The sequence below is a fragment of the Streptomyces sp. SAI-135 genome (genome assembly GCF_029893805.1).
In the GTDB taxonomy this organism is placed as follows: Bacteria; Actinomycetota; Actinomycetes; order Streptomycetales; family Streptomycetaceae; genus Streptomyces.
Genome location: NZ_JARXYP010000002.1, coordinates 870,183 through 888,571 on the forward strand (window position 1 = coordinate 870,183; position 18,389 = coordinate 888,571).

Consider the following 18,389-nt stretch of genomic DNA (forward strand, 5'->3'; position numbering starts at 1 on the left):
CCGGCACGGGACGGGTCGACGACCGCACTCTCAGGCAGTGCCGGTCAGCCCACGGCCGCCTGCGCGTACGGCACCAGTCGCACCGGCCCCACCAGGCCGTGGTCCTGACGGGCGACTCCGCCGAACACGGTGGGCTGCTCGACCCTGAGCCGGTTGATGAGCGGGGTCGCCACCTCGACCTCGATGGTGTTGTCACCGCGCCGCAGGCAGGGGCCGAGGTCGACGACGGGGTGAAGTCGGTCGGCCGCGGGCAGCCGTCGGCCGTTGACGCTCACCCGGAACGTGTCGCTGACCTGCCCCAGCTCCAGCTCGGCGCCGTGGGACGAGGTCCAGTCGGCCGGCAGGGTGACCGTGGTGCGGTAGCGCCCGACGCCCGCCGAGTCGGCCAGCTCGGGGATCTGCGACCAGGGCTTGAGCGTGTCGAGCGTGAGGCTGCGCCGGACGCGTTCGGTCCGGCCGGTGTCCGGGCCCGGGTACCAGTCCTCGACCTCCAGCTCCCAGCGGCCCGGCGTGATCGGCGCGGGCACGGCGGGCGTCCTGGTGGTGACGGTTCGGCCCTGGGACAGGCGGGTGGTCCAGGTACCGGACGTGCGGGCGCGTACGGTCAGGCCGCGCTCGGTGAACAGCACCGCGTCGGCGTCGGTCGTCTCGGCGTGAGGGCTGCTGCCGTACCGGTCGCCGAACAGGCCCGGCCGTCCCAGGGCGACGATCATCGTCTGGCCGGGCTGGAGGGTGACCCGCAGGGTGAGGTCGTCCCCGTCCTCGGTGTAGCGCGCGAGCCGGGTCGCCTCGCCCGTCCAGGGATCGAGCAGATACGGCACCGTCCGGCCGCCGCGGGTGCGGCGCAGGGTGACGTCGTGGTCGATCGCGGCCACGGGCGGCTTGACCGTCTCGGCGTGCTTGCCGTTGCAGAGGTAGTAGAAGTCCGCGTCGGCGGTGACCCGGTGGGCGTTGAGGAGCGTGGACGCGGTCGCGTGCCGTACGTCGGCGCGCACGCCCAGCCCGGCGAGGGCGTCGCCGATCGCGGTCTTGTCGGTGACCCGGACGACATGGGGAAGGGCGAGCAGCCGGGCGAGCAGGTCGCGCAGCCGGTCCGTCTCCCCCTGGTCGGGGACGCCCGGGGTCAGCGCCTGGTCGAAGGCGCCGAACAGGACCACGGGGAGTCCCGCCTCGGCCAGGGCTAGGATCTTGCGGGCGTCCTCGACGGCGAGGGTCGGGGTGGAGCCGTAGAAGAAGTCGCCCTCGACGAACAGCGCCTTGTAGGCGGGGCCGTCGGGGGCGAGCCGGCCGCCAAAGACGGTGGCGGAGGGCAGGTCGAGGAGGGGGCCGCTGAGGAACTGGTGGCTCCAGCCGAGCGGGACGCCGGTCGCCGTGAACCAGGAGGCGCCGATGCCGGTGGCGGTGTAGCCGGTCTGCCGGAACACGGCGACGTCCGCTCGCGCGGTACCGCTCTGGAGCACCTGGTGGACCCGGCCCAGGTAGCCGGAGATGTCCTCGGCGTGCCGCCAGGTGGGCTGGCGCGGGCCCCACGACTCGCCGTAACCGGCGGTGCCGTTGTACGGGCTGAAGGCCGCGAACCCGGGCCAGGCGACCCCGGGGGCGGTGGCGTAGGAGAAGCCGTGCACGACGGTCTGGTTGACGCCTGCCGCGTAGGCGCCGCCCATGGTGCGCAGGAAGCGGTCCCAGGTCGTGCTGTATGCGGAGCCGTTGTAGGCGCCCGCCTCGCAGGACAGGACGGTCCGCCCGGCCATGTCCCGGCCGCCGGCCAGGCAGCGGTAGTCGTCGAGGTTCTTGAAGCCGAGCGACTCGCCCTCGGGGACGTCGAGGATCGCGGCCGAGGCGATGGCGTCCGTCTGCAGGCCGTAGGGCTGCGAGCGCAGGGTCATGCCGAGGGTGTGCGCCCAGTCCCGCAGGGCCGTCAGGTGGTTGCGGTTGAACAGGCCGGAGACGGTCTCCCAGAAGTCGTGGCGGATCTGCCGGGTCAGCTGGGCCTCGAAGGCGAAGACCTGGTTGCCGTTGTCCAGGACGAGGGCGGGCAGGTACGGGAGCAGGGGCCGGCCGGTGTGCTTCTCGAAGGCCTCGGGCAGCAGGGACGTCCAGGTCAGGCCGTCGGTCTCCAGCTCGACGGAGTCCTCGAAGAAGGAGCCGCCCGCGGCCTTCAGCAGACGCCGCAGGGACGGGGTCAGGATGTGGTCCTGCCAGTAGGAGGTGACCGCTGCGGTGCCGGCGGGGCTGAAGTGGTCGACGGCGTAGGCGGCCGGGGCGGAGTGGGGGCCCGACTCGGGCTGCTGGCCTGACCCGCGCACCCAGGAGGAGATGAGCACCCAGTCGCCGCCCTCGGGCGCCGTCCAGGTCAGCGTGGAGTCGGTGACGGTCGCGGTGAGGTCCCGGACGCTCGCGAGGTCGAGGCCGGTCTCCTTGCGGGTGGAGTTGGCCGGGTCGACCCGGGCGGCCTGCACGGCGAGGAGCTGCCGGCGGGCCACGCCCGCGGCCGGGGCGTGGACCGGCGGCGGGACGGGGCCCTGATAGGTGCTTCCGCCGGGCACCGCGGCCCGGCCGTGGGCGAGCTCCTTGGCGGCGGCCTTGTCGTCGGGCGTGAGGCCGGGCACGGCGACGGGCCAGCTGGGGCCGAGGGTGAGGTCGACGGTGAGCCCCCGTCTCGCCGCGCGGCGCAGCGCGGCCTCGACCCCTTCCCGCCAGGGTCTGCTCCCCCAGCCGTGGTGCGCGGTGTCCAGGACCGACTTGTCCTTGATGCTGTGGTGGACGGCGGCGATCTCCACACCGCCGAAGCCCGCGTCCGCGATCTGGTCGATCTCCCGCGCGATCTCGTCCGGGTCGACGAGACCGTCCGGCCACCACCAGCGAAATCGCGGCCGTACGGAGGGCGCGGGGGCCGCGAACCAGTCGGCGGTCGTTCCCGACGCCGCGGCCGGCATCGCCCCTCCGAGCGCCGCGACGGCGCCTGCGGTCAGTCCGGCGGCCAGGACCGCGCGCCGGGAGATTCCGCCGCGCTGCGGGATGGCTTCATGCATGTGGGTGCCCCAAAGTGCTATTGAATCGTTTCAATCGCGGTGAACGCCCGAACGCTAAGCCTGCGGTTCGACCAAGGTCAAGATGCGTGCACTGTGAAAGCGGCGGTGAGTGCGTCCAGGTGGTCCGCCACGGGGCCCGCGGTCAGCAATCCGCTCGCCGCGCCCGCGAGTTCACCCCGGGCCGGTTCGAGCGCACTCAGGGCGCGCCGCATCAGCGCACGGTCGCCGACCTGGATCGCGGCACGGGCGAGCAGGCACCACAGCGCCTCGTACAGCAGGTCACCGGGCGGGGAAGGGACCTCGGCCAACAGGCCTGCGGCGTCCTGGTCGCGCCCTTCGGCGAGCAGCAACAGGGGGCGCACCCACGGCTCGTAGGGGCCCCAGTCGGTGTGCGGGTCGGCGGTGAGGGGGAGGCCATGGTGCAGCCGCAGGCACAACAGGGCGAGGGGCAGCAGTCCGCGCTCCAGACCCGGCATGCCCGCGCCCTCGAGGGACCTGGCGGCCTCCCGGTACGCGGACTCGCCGCGGTGCACGGGCTCCGTCACCGCGGTGCGCAGGGCGCGGTACCACGTGGTGAAGACGGTGACGAGAGGGAGCCGGTGGCGCTCGGCGAGTGCGTCGGCTGCGGCCGCGTGCCGGTCGGCGGCCGTGAAGTCGGCGGCGGCGCAACGGGCTTGCAGCCGGATCAGCCGGCCGAGGACCTCGTAGGTGAACAGGCCGTGCCGTGCGGCCATTTCGGTGATCTCCGCGCCGATCCCGTCCCGCCGGGCGGCGAGTCCGGCCCGTTCGAAGCTCTGCATGAACAGGCCGTTGAGGGCGAAGACGAGCAGGTTGCCGTCGTCGAGCCGCCGTGCGCCCGCCACGGCCTGGTGGGCCGCCTGGAGGGCGCGTGTCCCGGTGGGGAGGGTGCCGCGGGACTCCACCGCCACGGTGGCCAGCAGCCGTGCCCGCGCCGCCTCGTGGGCCCCCGCCGGCAGCAGGCGCAGGGTGCGTTCCGCCGCGGCCACCAGCCGTTCGGCCTGGGCCGGGTCGTCGGAGCGGGTCCAGACGGCGGGCACGTCGTAGACGCCGATGACGCGGGCCGTCAGCTCCGGATCGCCCAGCTGCTCGGCCGCCGCCACCGCCGCCGCGCGATGCCGGCGCGCCGCCTCCAGCCCGCCGCCCCCGGTGACGGCGAGGTCGCGCATGAGGACCACGGTCGACTCCAGCCGGGTGCCTGCCCGCAGGGGGACCATGCTCGCGTACGACGCGGAGGCCTCGGCCCAGACCTGCGCGGCCGTGTCCGTCGCGCCCGGGGCCAGGTGGTCGGCGTGGCGCAGGATGTCCTGCTCGGTGCGGTGCAGCCGGGGTCCGGGCTCCACGCCGAGGTGCTCGCGCAGCAGCTGCCGGGCGCGCCGCAGGACGGACAGCGCGTCGGCCTGGCGTCCGCAGCGGTACAGGGCCAGCGCGAGCAGCTGCCAGCCGTCCTCCCGCCAGGGGTGTTCGGCCACGTGGACGTCGAGGTCCGCGGCCGCGTCGGCGGCGGCGCCGAGGGCGAGCTGGGCCTCGGCCCGGCGTTCCACGGCGGTCAGCCGGAGCCCGGCGAGCCGGGAGCGTTCCGCGCGCACCCAGGCCTCCTCTGCGAAGTCGGCGTAGGCGGGGCCGCGCCACAGCTCCAGTGCCCCGGTCAGCCGTGGCACCGCCTGCGCGGGAGGCAGGTCGGCCGCCTCGGCCACGGCGTGCTCGAACCGCCAGGCGTCGACGTGCGCGGGGTCGGCGCGCAGGGCGTAGCCCGGGCCCTCGGTGACGAGGAGGCGGGCGGGAGCCCGACGGGGCCGCTCGGGCTCCAGCGCGCGTCGCAGCCCGGCGACGAAGGTCCGCACGGTGCCCACCGCGTCCGCGGGCGGGTCCTGCCCCCACAGGTCCTCCACCAGGCGGGGCACGGGCACGACCCGGCGACGGGCGACGAGGAGGCGGGCCAGCACGGCGCGATGCCTCGGGCCCTTGAGGGAGATCGGTTCCCCGCTCCCGTCCCAGGCGGACACCGACCCCAGGACCCCGAACTCGACCACGTGCACACAGCTCAACGTACACGCGTTCATCCGTTGCTCATTCGCTCCCCGGACGCTGGGTTCCTCGGCGCCACCTGCCCCGGCGCCGCTGCCTCCCACCCGCCGTACGACCGAGGAGAGACCTGCCGTGAAGCCCACCATCGCCGGATTCGAGTACCAGCGCGTGTCCGTCGCCGAGGACGTGACCCTCCAGGTGGCCGTGGGAGGGACCGGTACCCCCGTGGTCCTGCTGCACGGTTTCCCGCAGACCCATCTGATGTGGCGCCACGTCGCGGCGGACCTGGCCGCCGACCACACCGTGATCTGCCCCGACCTGCGCGGTTACGGCGACAGCGACAAGCCGCGCGAGGACGGCCCCCACACCTACTCCAAGCGGACCATGGCCACCGACGTCGTCACGCTCGCGCGCCGGCTGGGGCACCCCCGGTTCGCGCTGGCCGGACACGACCGGGGGGCACTGGTGGCCTTCCGTACCGGCCTCGACCACCCGGAAGCGGTCTCCCACCTGGCCTGTCTGGACGTCCTGCCGACGCTCGACATGTGGAACGCGCTGCACGGCACGTCGGCGGCGGTCGCCTTCCACCTCTACCTCATGGCCCAGCCGCCCGGTCTCGCGGAGCGGATGATCGCCGCGAGCGCGGACGCGTTCTTCGGCCACTTCCTCGACGTGTGGGCGAACCGGCCCGGCGCGATCCCGCCGCGGGTCCGCGCCGAGTACCTGCGGGCCTGCCGCGAGGCCGTGCCCTCCATCGTCGCCGACTACCGCGCCTCCGCGGGTATCGACGTCGAGCACGACGAGGCCGACCGGGCCGCGGGGAACCGGCTCGGCATGCCGGTGACCGTGCTCCAGCAGGACTGGGGCGCCGCGCTCGGTTTCGAGGCGACCGCGCTGTGGGGAGCGTGGGCCGGCGACCTGCACCACACCACCGTCTCCTGCGGCCACTTCATGGCGGAGGAGGCACCGACGGACGTGGCGAAGGCGCTGCGGGAACTGCTGCACCGGGGGTGAGGTCGCCCCCTCGCGGGCCGTACTCGCCGGCCGGGTCCCCCGTCACGCACACCGAGCAGGTGGCCGTGCGCGCGACGGCTTCGGGCGGCTTCGGTCGCGTACGCCCACGGGGGCGTGGGCCGGCGCGTGCTCCCCCAGGGCCGTGCCGGTGGCGTGCCACAGGCACCGCCGCAACCAAGGGGCCACGCTCATGACGTCACCGCGGTGGGCGGGGGCTGAGCGGCAGTTCGGCCATCCGCAGGTTCCAGCGGCCGCCGCGGCCGCTGAGTTCGACGGTGGACAGCGGCGGGACGTCGATCCGCCAGAACGCCTCATGAGGCGCCGCGAGCGCGTGCACCACGGCGGCCCTCGCCGCGGCCTGCTCCACCACCACCAGCATCCGCCCCGCCTCGGGCGGCAGCGCGTCCAGCCAGGCGGCCACCCGGTCGCAGAGCTGCGTCACGCTCTCCCCGCCGTGCGGTGCCGCCCCCGGGTCGGCGAGCCAACTGGCCAGCTGTGACCCGTCGGTGGCCGCGACCTCGTCGAGGGTGCGGCCGTACCAGGACCCCATGTCGAGGTCCCGCAGCGCCGGTTCCGGCGTGACGGACTCCCAGCCGAGGGTCCGGGCCGTCTCGGTGCAGCGCCGCGAGGGTGCCGTGCGGAGGGTCGCGGCCTTCGGGAGGGTCCCGGCGACGGCCCGCACCCGGTGCAGTGCCCGCTCGTCGAGAGGACCGTCGGCGAAGCGGACGGTGCGTTCCGTTCGGGCGGCCGCGCACAGCAGGGTGAGCCGGACGGTCATGCGGGCCCTTTCGTCGAGTCACCGGGGGTGGTTCATCGTAGGTGGCGTACGCCATGTTGGCCGACGCCCTCATTGCCCCTACCATCTGGGACGACAAGGACGACGGCGCCACGGAAGTCCGGTGCAAGCCCGGCACGGTCGCGCCACTGTGTGCCACTCCTCGGCCGACGAGGTGGTGGTGAGTCAGACCCAATGCCGTCGTCGAGTGCTCCACACGATCCGGGACGCGTTGTTCCCGAGGAGGTCTCGCCATGGCGCAGTCCACTGCCGCCCCCACGCCCACCATCCCTGCCGTCACACCGCTGCCGGTGCGGGCGCTCGTCCCCTGGGCCGTCTTCTTCGGCGTCCTGATGCTGGTCCTGCTGTACTTCGTCGGCGCCGAACAGGGCGCCACCGCACTCGTCTCCGGCGAGGGCGTCCACGAGTGGGTGCACGACGCACGCCACCTGCTCGGCTTCCCCTGCCACTGAGGCGGGGCGGACCACCATGAACTCCACAGTCGTACGCGCCCTGTTGGCGCGCGGCATGCTCGCCGGACTCGGTGCCGGCGTCCTGGCCTTCGTCTTCGCCTACCTGGTCGGGGAGGGCCCGGTGGACGCGGCCATCGCCTTCGAGGAGGCCGGCTCCCACGAACACGGCGAGGAACTCGTCAGCCGTTCCGTGCAGTCGACGGCCGGACTGGCCACCGGCGTCCTCGTCTTCGGGGTCGCCATCGGCGGCATCATGGCGCTGGCGTTCTGCTTCGCGCTGGGCCGGATCGGCCGGTTCGGCGCACGGGCGACGGCGGGGCTCGCGGCGCTCGGCGGGTTCCTCACCGTCTACCTCGTGCCCACCCTCAAGTATCCGGCGAACCCGCCCGCGGTGGGCGACCCGGACAGCCTCGACCAGCGCACCGCCCTGTTCGTCCTGATGATCGCGCTCAGCGTGCTCCTCGGGATCGGCGCGGTCCTGCTGGGCCGCGGACTGGCCCCGGCCTGGGGCAACTGGAACGCCTCCACGGCGGCAGCCGTGGCCTTCGTCGCCGCGGTGGCGGTGGCGATGGTCGCCCTGCCGGCCGGGGACAACACCCCCAAGGGCTTCCCGGCCACCGACCTGTGGGAGTTCCGCCTGGCGTCCCTCGGCGTCCAGGCCGTCCTGTGGGCGGCGTTCGGACTGCTCTTCGGCTACCTGGCCGAACGGGTCCTCGAACCGAGGCGGGTCCGGGGCGAGGTCTCCGCGCTCGTCGCCTGACGTCGTGGGTTCCGCCGGGGGCGCGCCCGGCGGAACCCACGAGGTGCCGTGCAGCTGCCGTATGGATGCGCCGAGTCTCGGCACGAGCCGTGCGACCCGGCGGTGCGGCCAGGTCGGCCGCGAATGTCTGATGTCAGATGTCGCTGTCCGTGCATGCGGAAGGGCCGGACACCCGTCTGTCCGGCCCTTCCGCACCTGCCGGGTCAGCCGCCGTTCAGGCGGGCGCGCAGGAGGTTCTTGCCGATCTCGGCACCCTTGCGGCTGTCCGCCTGGGCCTTGCGGAACAGGTCGGCGACCTCGGTGTCCTTGCCACGCTCGGCATCCTGGATGTAGCTCTCCAGTCGCAGCGCGTTGCTCAGGCACGCCTCCACGTACCAGATCAGGTTGTAGTCCTTGTCCGGCGTGCCGGTCGCGCCGCCGGTCTCCGTGCTGCTGGTCATTCCGGCCTCCTCCAGCGGTAGTCGTTCCGGAGCCTGACGAGTACCCGTCGTCCACAGGTCAGTCCACCCGGGGCCGAAAACGCGCCAAGGGATCGGTCTCGCGGGCGGCCCGGCGGCTCAGCGCGCGGAGAAACGTCGCGGGGGGCGCGACCGGTCCCCCGTTCCGGTCGTTCCCCCCGCGGTGTGTCGAACGTACGTGACCTGCGGACCCGTGTGAATCGCGTCGATGCCCGCTGTGCACGGCACAGGGCTCACCCGTGCACAGGTGCGTCCGGATGGCCCGGATCGTCCCGGAGCAGGACGGGGTGTTCGAGTTCACCGGTCGCCAGATGGGCCAGGACGATCTCGTAGAGGTCGCCGCCGGAGGCGATCAGCCGGCGTTCCAGGACGGGTTCCGCGCTGCGGACGTGTTCGCGCACGGTCTGCGCGTGGACGGACAGGGCCTGCGCGGCCCGCTCCGCGTTGCCACCGGCGGCGATCCAGCTGCGCAGGGTCCGGCGCAGGTCGCGGCCGTCGTTGCCCAGGCGTCCCAGCAGTTCGCGTGCCCAGGTCTCCAGCGCGGGTCCCGCCAGCAGGTCGCCCAGCCGGACGCGGGGCCGGTCGGGGCCGCGGTCGGCACCGTGGCCGTCCTGTCCGTCGGCGAGGCTGACCTGGGTGCTCAGGGCCAGGTGGACGATCGCGCGGACGGCCAGGTCCGTGAAGTCGGTGCGCAGCAGGGACTCGACGCGTTCCATGCGGGCGCGGACGGTGTTGCGGCTGACACCGAGCACCTTGGCGGCGCTCACCGCGGTGAACTCCAGGCCGAGGCGGGTGGTGGCGAGCAGTTCGGCGCGGGTGTGGTGCGGGAGGGCGTCCAGCGGGCGCAGCAGCCGGGCGGTCCACTCGCGCAGCGCGGCCGGGTCCATCAGGCGTTCGGGGCGGTTGCGTTCGGCGTACAGGGCCTTCTTGTCCGGTCGTACGCGTGCCACGGCGAGGGCGCTGACCGCCTGCCCGTAGGCGGTGGCGGTGCGGGCGAGGCTCTGCCGGGAGCTGCCGCCGAGCAGAGTGCCGGGGTTGCGGTCGACGAGCGAGCGCAGGGCCTCGGCCGCCGTGTCCGCCGTGGTCACGATGATCACGTGTTCGTCCATGGCCGGGCAGCGCACCACCAGGGCCCGGTCGCCGGTCGCGCCGAGGCACTCCTCGGCGAGCCGGTCGCGTTCGGAGACGTCGCCTTCGAGGACGTAGACGCATGCCGTGTCGGTGTCGAGGAGACCCGGCCACAGTCCGGCGGCGACGCGGCGGGCCGAGACCGTGTCCTCGACCATGAGCAACTGGAGGATGGCCAGCCGCAGATCGGACGTCGCCCGCCGCAGGCGCCGGCCGGCCTCGGCCGTGCCACGGACGCGCAGCAGGAGTTCGAGGACCTGGACGGTGTGCGTGAGAATGTCGGAGGCGCGCCGGTCGAAGGGTTCCGGGCGGGCCACCGCGAGCACTCCGGCCCCGGCGGACACCGGGTTCGGGTGCTCGACCCTCACCAGGCGCAGATGGCTGTCCCCGTCCGCCGTGGCAGCGGAGGCGATGCGTCCGGCGAGAAGGTCGGCAACCAGGCCCTCGTCCAGCGCCATGGGGATACCGGCGACGAGGGTTCCGCTGTCGTCCTGGAGTGCGGCCGTGCCGTTCAGGGTCCTGGCGAGCCAGGCGACGACCCGGCGCACGTCACGTCCGGTCGGCCGTAGATGGTCGAGGAGCTCCCGCGCCCAGACCGGAGTCCCGGCGTCCGCCGACCCGCGCCCACCGGGGCCGCCCTGCTGCCCTGCCACGTCGCCCTTCTCCAAGCCCCTCGCGTCCCTGCTCCGGCTGACATACCGCTCGGTACGTTACCTCACGCCCGACGGACGGGCGGGGCCGGCGACCGTACGGATCACACCTGTACGGCGGGGTGGCGCGGGCGGAACCCGGCCTCGCCCCGGAAGCCCGGCCGTACAGGCGCGCATCGCAGGTGCGGATGCCACCAGCACCGGAGCGCGGCGGGAGCGGTCCGTCTTGGCCTCGGGACCCGCGATCAGGCGGGCCGGGGGCGCACCGTACCAACGCGGCGGGCCGGCCCGCCCGGGACGCGCGAGGCCCCCGCGCCCGCTCGCACCCGCCGGGAGGGATCCGGACCCGCAACTCCGTCGGTCCGTCGGTCCGTCGGTCCGTCGGTCCGTCGGTCCGTCGGTGACGCAACCCTACGGGCGGTGGCAGCAGGGCGTGCCGCTGTGGTGCCGGCGTCGTACCGGGGCGCCGGTCGGCGCTGCGTGGTCCCCGTGCGCCGAGCGCATAAGCTCGACGAATGGCGAAGTACTTCGACGTGCACCCCGACAACCCGCAGCCCCGCACCATCTCCCAGATCGCCGAGAGCATCCGGTCGGACGCGCTGATCGCGTATCCGACGGACTCCTGCTACGCGCTCGGGTGCCGGCTGGGCAGCCGTGACGGCATCGACCGGATCCGGAGCATCCGTCACCTCGACGACCGGCACCACTTCACCCTGGTCTGCCAGGACTTCGCGCAGCTCGGCCAGTTCGTGCGGGTCGACAAGGACGTGTTCCGCGCGATCAAGGCGTCGACGCCCGGCAGCTACACCTTCATCCTCCCGGCGACGAAGGAGGTGCCGCGCATGCTCCAGCACCCGAAGAAGAAGACGGTCGGCGTGCGCATCCCCGACCACGTCGTCACCCAGGCGCTCCTGGCCGAGCTCGGGGAGCCGCTGCTGTCGAGCACCCTGCTCCTGCCGGACGAGGAGGAGCCGATGACCCAGGGCTGGGAGATCAAGGACCGGCTCGACCACGTGCTGGACGGGGTCGTCGACTCCGGGGACTGCGGTACCGAACCGACCACGGTGATCGACTTCTCGAGCGGCGAGGCGGAGATCGTGCGGCACGGCGCGGGTGACACCAGCCGGTTCGAGTAAAGCGGCGCTCAAGCGGGAGGGGGCCGCGACGCCCAGTTGGATGGTACGCGCAAGCATGTGCCCCGGCCCGGTTCCGCCGGGCCGGCGACCCGCTCGCCGTCGCACGCGCAGAGAGGCAGACCCCCCATGAGCTCCGTACAGGGAACCGCGGTCGACGTCCCCACCGAGGACGGCACCGCCGACGCCTATCTCGCCCACCCGGGCGACGGGGTGCCCCGGCCGGCCGTCCTGCTCTTCCAGGACGCCTTCGGGCTGCGCCCCCAGCTGCGGTCGATGGCCGACCGGCTCGCCGGGCACGGCTACACGGTTCTCGTGCCCAACGTCTTCTACCGTCACGGCCGCGCACCGGTCGTAGAGCTGCCCGAGTTCATCGACCCCGAGGCCCGGCCGGAGATCTTCGACAAGATCACTCCGGTGATACGGGCGTTGACGCCCGAGCTCGCGATGCGGGACGCCGGGGCGTATCTGCGCTGGCTCGCCGACCGCCCCGAGGTCGCCGACGGCCCCGTCGCGCTCACCGGTTACTGCATGGGCGCGCGGCTGTCCCTGCTCACCGCCGGCACCTATCCGGACCGGGTGGCCGCGGCGGCCGGTTTCCACGGCGGGCGCCTGGCGACCGACGCTCCGGACAGCCCGCACCTGGTGGCCGGGAACATCACCGCAGAGCTGTACTTCGGTCACGCCGACGAGGACCCGTCGCTCCCTCCGGAGCAGATCGAACGTCTCGCCACCGCGCTGACCGAGGCCGGGGTACGCCACCGGTGCGAGGTCTACGACGGCGCCCCGCACGGTTTCACCCAGGCCGACACCGCCTCGTACCACCCCGAGGCAGACGAGCGGCACTGGACGGCACTGCTCGACCTGCTCAAGCGCACCTTCTAGGACGGGTGCCGACCGGGGCCGCGGGCCGGGGTCCGGGTCCGCGTCCGCTCGACGTTCAAGCGGCGCCTCAGGAAGCACACTTGCCGGTCCAGCAGCTCGCCGGTGAGGGGACGAAGGGTGTTGACCGGCGGGACATCGGCGTCGGCCAGGGCGTGGGCGAGCTGCAGGGAGCGGATCAGGCGAGGCGCGTCGAGGGGCAGGTTGTCGACGTCGTACCGGTCGGGTGCGCGTCGGGATGGCCGAGGAACCTCTCTCGCCGGCGGGCAGCTCACAACCGCTGGTCGGCGACTGGCCAGGGCGGCGAGCGCGCCGCCGGAGGACCAGTCACGAAAGGCGATCCGGCCGAGATCGGGGTCGCGGTGGCGGTGGCGGTGGCGGTGGCGGCGCGCGGTCTCGTGCAGGGCTGCGGCCCGGTCGCCGGGGACGGCGGTTTCCAGAGCCCGCCTGTCAAGGCGAAGGCGACGACGGCGGGCGCCGCGTCCGTGCCGTACGCGTCGATGCCGGCCGTGCGCGGCACGCGCCCCTTCGCGAGCAGCCGGACCGGGTCGCCGGCAGCCGCTCCCTGCCCGAGCCGACAGCCAGTGCCCGCAGACAGGCGGCGGACCCTCTGTCATCACTTTGTGTTACCGTCTACCCTTTGCGCGCTCATGACTTCCTGCCGGGCCTTCCTCGGTACGTCCCCTCTGCGGAAGGCTCTTCATGGACCACCCCGACCACGCCGGCGCAGTGCCGTCCGCCGTCTCTTTCACCGAACTGGGGCTGCCGGCCCAGGTGCTGCGGGTCCTCACCGACCGCGGCGTGCGTGAACCCTTTCCGATCCAGGCGGCCACCCTGCCCGACGCGCTCGCGGGACGTGACGTCCTGGGGCGCGGGCGCACCGGTTCGGGCAAGACGCTCGCGTTCGGTCTCCCGCTGCTCGTCAGGACGGCCGGGCAGCGTGCGGAGGCCAAGCAGCCCCTCGCGCTGATCCTGGTGCCCACCAGGGAGCTCGCCCAGCAGGTCACCGAGGCACTGGCGCCGTATGCCGAGGCACTGCGGCTGCGGATGGCCGCGGTCGTCGGGGGCATGTCGATCGGCCGGCAGATCGCCGCGCTGCGGGAGGGCGCCGAGGTCGTCGTCGCCACCCCCGGGCGACTGCACGACCTCGTCGAGCGCAAGGCCTGCCGCCTGGGGAGGGTGCGCATCACTGTCCTCGACGAGGCCGACCAGATGTGCGACATGGGCTTCCTGCCGCAGGTCACCGAGGTGCTCGACCAGGTGCGGCCCGAGGGGCAGCGGATGCTGTTCTCGGCCACCCTGGACCGTGATGTCGACCACTTGGTCAGCAGCTTTCTCCAGGATCCCGTCGTCCACTCGGTGGACCCGTCGGCGGGCGCGGTCACGACGATGGATCACCATCTCCTGGTCGTCCACGGTCCCGACCGGTACGCGGTCACCACGGAGATCGCCGCCCGTGACGGCCGAGTGCTGCTGTTCCTGGACACCAAGCACGGGGTCGACCAGCTCACCCGGCACCTGCGGGCCAGCGGGGTGCACGCGGCGGCCCTGCACAGCGGCAAGTCCCAGCCGCAGCGCACCCGCACCCTCGCCCAGTTCAAGGACGGGCAGGTCACCGCGCTGGTCGCCACGAATGTCGCGGCCCGCGGCCTGCACATCGACGACCTGGACCTCGTGGTCAACGTGGATCCGCCCACCGACACCAAGGACTACCTGCACCGCGCGGGCCGAACCGCCCGGGCGGGCGAGACCGGACGGGTCGTCACCCTGGTGCTGTCGGGCCAGCGCCGGGAGACGAGCCGTGTGCTGGCGGAGGCCGGCATCGCGCCGACCGTCACCAAGGTGCGCTCGGGCGAGGCGGTGCTGAGCCGGATCACCGGGGCCAAGGCTCCCTCCGGGACCCCGCTCGACGGCGGGCCCGCCGTGCCCCGGCCCAAGAACACCAACGCGCCCTTCCGCGGGCTTGGCACCAGCAAGGACTCCTCCCGCGGCACCGGCGGCAAGTCCCGGAAGGCCGGTGAGGCCCGCAAGCTCGCCGAGGCCCGGAGGGCGGCCCAGGTGCGTCGCGGCGGCTGAGCCCCCGCGACCCTGCGCCGACGAGCGTCCCGGACCCGACGGCGGGATCCTCACGGACAGGGTTCCTCCAACAGGCAGGCGAGCAACGGGTGTTGGCCCCTAGGTTGAGGCGTGCAGGATCCATGCCCCGACTGAAGGACGGACTCGCCCCATGACCGACCCGGTGACGACGCCCGGACCAGCGGAACATCCGGAGATCGACACGTCGGTGCCGCACTCCGCACGCATCTGGAACTACTGGCTGGGCGGCACGGACAACTACCCCGTCGACAGGGCGGCCGGAGACGCCTACACCGCCGTCTTCCCCGGCATCGTCACGATCGCCCGCGGCAGCCGCGCCTTTCTGCGCCGCACCATCACCCATCTGGTCTCCGAGGCGGGCATCCGGCAGTTCCTGGACGTCGGCACCGGTCTTCCCACCGCGCAGAACACCCACGAGGTCGCACAGCGGATCGCCCCCGAGTCCCGGATCGTCCACGTCGACAACGACCCGATGGTCCTGGCCCACGCCCGCGCCCTGCTCACCTCCACGCCCGAGGGCGCCACCGCCTACCTCGCCGCCGACGCGACGGACCCGGACCGGATCCTCGCGGGTGCCGCCGAGACCCTGGACCTCGGCCGTCCGGTCGCGCTCATCCTCAGCAACATCCTCGGACACATCGCCGACCACGAGCAGGCCCGCTCGATCGTCACCCGGCTGATGACCGCCCTCCCCTCGGGCAGTCACCTCTGCCTCAACGACGGCTCGCTCGGCGTCGACCCGGTCTTCGAACGGGCCCAGGACGCCTACAACGACAGCGGTGCCGTCCCGTACGTCCTGCGGACCGTGGACGAGATCACCCGGTTCTTCGACGGTCTGGAACTCGTCGAACCCGGCGTCGTCCCCGTCACGCAGTGGCGTCCGGACCCCGCCTCCCCCGCCCCGGAGGTCGTGGCCGAGCACGGTGGGCTGGCCCGGAAGCCGTGACAGTCGGCGGAGGTGCCGCTGACGTCGAGCTGCAGACCGGTGTGGACGTTCTGGAGCGTCCGGGCGCCGCCGCTCTGAGGGTGGCGGAATACAGGAACGGGCGGCTTGGCGCCCGGCAGACGGCTGCTCGGAGCAGGCGGTCGGCTGCGGCTTCGGTCCGTATCAGGAGCGGCTTCGGTTCGGCGACGGGTGCTGCGGCCGTGCCGGGTGGGGCAGCGGACCCCGGTCTCGATGGGTCGATCAGTGCTCGGGCGTGTGGAGCAGTGGCCCGTGCCGGTGGGTCGGTGGGGGTGCGGTCGAGCCCCGGACGACGAGTTCGACCGGGGGTTCGCCGGTGTGCGGAGGCTCGATGTCGGGCCGCTCCACGGCGTGCACGAGCAGTCTGACCCCCTCCCGTGCGGCGGCCTCGAAGGGCTGGCGCACGGTGGTCAGAGGCGGCGTGACGTAGGCGAAGACCGGGTTGCCGTCGAACCCGACGACACTGATGTCCTCCGGCACCCGCCGCCCGGTCTCCCGCAGGGCGTGGATGAGGCCGATGGCCATCTCGTCGCCCGCGGCGAACACCGCGGTCACGGAGTCGTCCGAGGCGAGTGCGCGTCCCGCCGCGTAACCCGAGGCGGCAGACCAGTCGCCGTTGAGCAGCGGCGGTTCGTGCGCGCCCCGCGCGGCGAGGGCCGCTCGCCATCCCTCGATACGGTCCTTCGTTGCGTAGCGCTTCCGCGGGCCGGCGAGGTGGTGGACGGTGTCGTGCCCCAGATCCAGCAGGTGCTCGGTGGCCGCCCGCGCCAGTTCGTGGGCGCCCACACTCATGGTCAGTGTCCGGGTGGCCGTGAAGGAGGGCGGTGCGCCGAGGAAGAGGACGGGTACGTCGACGCGGAGCCGGACCTCTCCCTTCACCACGGGTTCGGAGACGATGACCCCGTCCACGCCCTGTTCCAGGAGCGCCTCCAGAGCCCCGACGATGCCTTCCCTGTCGTCGTCCGGTGTGTTGATCACGCGCAGCGCGTAGCCGGCGTCCCATACGGCCTGTTCGATGTGCACCAGCAGGGTTGCGGATCCGTATCCCGCGGTGCCCAGGGCGACGACACCGAGGGAACGGGTACGTCCCGAGGCCAGCGCCCTGGCCGCGTGGTTCAGCCGGTATCCGAGCTCGTCGGCGGCCGCGAGGACGCGGCGCCGGGCCTCGTCCGAGACGTAGGGCTCGTCGTTCAGTACCCGGGAGACCGTCTTGCGCGACACCCCGGCCAACCGCGCGACATCGGCACTGCGCGGTACGGGGGAACCCGGTTCGCGCACCGCTCCTGGTGTCATGAGGTCTCCTTCGACCGTCCGTACGACGGCCCGGGTCAGCAGCTATGACCGCGCGGTCTGATCGCGCGGTCATATCTACGTGGCGCACCAGCCGCACGTCAAGAGTTTCCGCAGGGTTCCGGTTTGACGGAAAACCCGGGCGCAGGGCTGATGACCGTACGCACGCCTCGACGTCCGGCCCACGCCGAGAATCCACCGCAAGGCCTTGACACCGCCCCCGCGCAAAGCCCAATCTTCGTGACAGCCGCTGATCGCGTCTGTGCGATCACGTTTGATTCTGATCAGTTGGCGCCTTCCTGGTCGCCGCCACCATCGGGTCGTCCTGCCGAGCCCCGGCACGACGCGCCCTGTCAGGAGCCGTACATGCGTCACCTCTCCCCTTCGGGTCTCTCTGTTCCCTCGCCCAGTCGTCGTGGTGTGCTCAAGGGGGTGGGTGGTGCTGCTCTGCTGGGTGCCGGGATACCCCTGTTGAGTGCGTGTGGCGGCAGTGGTGGTTCGTCGGACCCGAAGACGGTCTCGTTGGGGTCGAACCAGTCGGATGCGGTGCCGAAGAAGGCGTACGGGGAGATCTACACGGCGTTCACGAAGCAGTCGGGGATCACGGTCAAGGTCAACACGAAGGACCACAACACGTTCCAGGAGCAGATCAACTCGTATCTGCAGGGCACGCCGGACGATGTGTTCAACTGGTTCGCCGGGTACCGGATGCAGTTCTTCGCTCAGAAGGGGCTGGCCTCTCCGATCGACGAGGTGTGGGAGAAGATCGGCGGGAACTTCCCGGACGCGATGAAGAAGCTGTCCAAGGGGGCGGACGGCAAGTACTACTTCGTGCCGCTGGTGACGTATCCGTGGGCGGTGTTCTACCGCAAGAGCGTCTTTGCGCAGTACGGCTATGAGGTGCCCGCCACCTGGGATCAGCTGGTGGCGTTGTGCAAGCAGATGAAGAAGGACAAGCTGGTGCCGATCGCGTTCGGGGACAAGGACGCCTGGCCGGCGATGGGCACCTTCGACCAGCTCAACTTCCGTATCAACGGCTACGACTTCCATGTGGAGCTGATGGCGGGCAAGGCGTCGTGGACGGATGCGAAGGTCAAGAACGTCTTCGATCACTGGGCGGAGCTGCTGCCTTACCACCAGGACGGTTTCATGGGCCGTACCTGGCAGGACGCGGCCCAGACGCTGGTGGCGAAGAAGGCCGGCATGTATGTGCTGGGCACGTTCGTGGCGCAGCAGTTCAGCAACAAGGCGGACCTGGACGATCTGGACTTCTTCGCTTTCCCGGAGATCAATGCGGCGTTCGGGCAGGACACGGTGGAGGCGCCGGCCGACGGGTTCATGGTGAGCAAGGCGCCCAAGAACAAGGCGGGTGTCACCAAGCTGCTGGAGTTCTTGGGCACGGCGGAGGCGGAGCAGATCTACCTCAAGTCCGACACGAGTGTGGTGGCCGCTTCCAACAAGGCCGACACCTCCTCGTACACGCCGTTGCAGAAGAAGGCGTACGAGATGATCACGGGGGCCAAGAGCCTGACGCAGTTCATGGACCGGGACTCGCGGCCGGACTTCACCTCCACGGTGATGCAGCCCTCGCTGCAGAAGTTCCTGCAGAACCCCAAGGGCGTGGACGGTGTGCTGTCCTCGATCGAACGCCAGAAGAAGACGATCTTCGCGTCCTCCTGAGCTGAGC

Annotated in this window: 15 protein-coding genes; 8 read left to right on the forward strand and 7 right to left on the reverse strand. The window is 72.5% G+C overall.

Translation table 11 applies throughout. The annotated features are described in order from the left end of the window. Positions 1–44: 44 nt before the first annotated feature. Together M2163_RS08305 and M2163_RS08310 are read right to left on the reverse strand one after the other, a co-directional pair. Positions 45–3,032 carry a glycosyl hydrolase gene (locus M2163_RS08305; protein ID WP_280893594.1) on the reverse strand — a complete coding sequence of 996 codons (2,988 nt, stop codon included), beginning with the start codon at positions 3,030–3,032 and terminating at the stop codon, positions 45–47. A 77-nt stretch (positions 3,033–3,109) separates the two neighbouring features. After that, entirely contained in the window at positions 3,110–5,113 is a 2,004-nt protein-coding gene (locus M2163_RS08310; RefSeq protein ID WP_280893595.1) for an AfsR/SARP family transcriptional regulator, read from the reverse strand. Positions 5,114–5,210: 97 nt separating this feature from the next. Between M2163_RS08310 and M2163_RS08315 the strand changes: the two genes are divergently transcribed. Further along, positions 5,211–6,092 (forward strand): alpha/beta hydrolase, encoded by an 882-nt coding sequence (locus tag M2163_RS08315; protein ID WP_280893596.1) that lies wholly within the window; start codon positions 5,211–5,213, stop codon positions 6,090–6,092. A gap of 196 nt (positions 6,093–6,288) precedes the next feature. On the opposite strand, the gene M2163_RS08320 is transcribed toward M2163_RS08315, so the two are convergent. Next, the gene (locus M2163_RS08320) at positions 6,289–6,870 is read right to left on the reverse strand and encodes a histidine phosphatase family protein (RefSeq protein ID WP_280853455.1); all 582 of its coding nucleotides are present in this window, start codon (positions 6,868–6,870) and stop codon (positions 6,289–6,291) included. Positions 6,871–7,121: 251 nt separating this feature from the next. On the opposite strand from M2163_RS08320, the gene M2163_RS08325 reads away from it, so the two are divergent. Together M2163_RS08325 and M2163_RS08330 are read left to right on the forward strand one after the other, a co-directional pair. Next, a complete protein-coding gene (locus M2163_RS08325) occupies positions 7,122–7,340 on the forward strand; it encodes a CbtB-domain containing protein (protein WP_280853454.1) in 219 nt (72 codons plus the stop codon). A gap of 16 nt (positions 7,341–7,356) precedes the next feature. Beyond that, positions 7,357–8,100, forward strand: coding sequence for a CbtA family protein (locus tag M2163_RS08330; RefSeq protein WP_280893597.1), 744 nt, complete (start codon positions 7,357–7,359; stop codon positions 8,098–8,100). A 203-nt stretch (positions 8,101–8,303) separates the two neighbouring features. Here the strand turns inward: M2163_RS08330 and M2163_RS08335 are convergent, their stop codons facing one another. Continuing rightward, a complete protein-coding gene (locus tag M2163_RS08335; protein ID WP_280853452.1) occupies positions 8,304–8,540 on the reverse strand; it encodes a hypothetical protein in 237 nt (78 codons plus the stop codon). 251 nt (positions 8,541–8,791) lie between these two features. Further along, positions 8,792–10,339, reverse strand: a complete 1,548-nt coding sequence (locus M2163_RS08340) for a helix-turn-helix domain-containing protein (RefSeq protein WP_280893598.1) — start codon at positions 10,337–10,339, stop codon at positions 8,792–8,794. 512 nt (positions 10,340–10,851) lie between these two features. On the opposite strand from M2163_RS08340, the gene M2163_RS08345 reads away from it, so the two are divergent. Beyond that, positions 10,852–11,472 carry an L-threonylcarbamoyladenylate synthase gene (locus M2163_RS08345; protein WP_280853450.1) on the forward strand — a complete coding sequence of 207 codons (621 nt, stop codon included), beginning with the start codon at positions 10,852–10,854 and terminating at the stop codon, positions 11,470–11,472. Positions 11,473–11,598: 126 nt separating this feature from the next. After that, entirely contained in the window at positions 11,599–12,354 is a 756-nt protein-coding gene (locus tag M2163_RS08350) for a dienelactone hydrolase family protein (RefSeq protein ID WP_280893599.1), read from the forward strand. A gap of 268 nt (positions 12,355–12,622) precedes the next feature. On the opposite strand, the gene M2163_RS08355 is transcribed toward M2163_RS08350, so the two are convergent. Next, positions 12,623–12,871, reverse strand: a complete 249-nt coding sequence (locus M2163_RS08355; protein WP_280893600.1) for a hypothetical protein — start codon at positions 12,869–12,871, stop codon at positions 12,623–12,625. A 182-nt stretch (positions 12,872–13,053) separates the two neighbouring features. Between M2163_RS08355 and M2163_RS08360 the strand changes: the two genes are divergently transcribed. Both M2163_RS08360 and M2163_RS08365 read left to right on the forward strand, forming a co-directional pair. Further along, the gene (locus M2163_RS08360) at positions 13,054–14,427 is read left to right on the forward strand and encodes a DEAD/DEAH box helicase (RefSeq protein ID WP_280853447.1); all 1,374 of its coding nucleotides are present in this window, start codon (positions 13,054–13,056) and stop codon (positions 14,425–14,427) included. A gap of 151 nt (positions 14,428–14,578) precedes the next feature. Next, the gene (locus tag M2163_RS08365; RefSeq protein ID WP_280893601.1) at positions 14,579–15,394 is read left to right on the forward strand and encodes an SAM-dependent methyltransferase; all 816 of its coding nucleotides are present in this window, start codon (positions 14,579–14,581) and stop codon (positions 15,392–15,394) included. Positions 15,395–15,634: 240 nt separating this feature from the next. Here the strand turns inward: M2163_RS08365 and M2163_RS08370 are convergent, their stop codons facing one another. Continuing rightward, the gene (locus M2163_RS08370; RefSeq protein WP_280893602.1) at positions 15,635–16,705 is read right to left on the reverse strand and encodes a LacI family DNA-binding transcriptional regulator; all 1,071 of its coding nucleotides are present in this window, start codon (positions 16,703–16,705) and stop codon (positions 15,635–15,637) included. Between the two features lie 363 nt (positions 16,706–17,068). Here M2163_RS08370 and M2163_RS08375 point away from each other — a divergent pair, with 363 nt between their 5' ends. Then, complete coding sequence (locus M2163_RS08375) at positions 17,069–18,382, forward strand: extracellular solute-binding protein (RefSeq protein ID WP_280893603.1); 1,314 nt, start codon at positions 17,069–17,071, stop codon at positions 18,380–18,382. Positions 18,383–18,389: the final 7 nt, after the last annotated feature.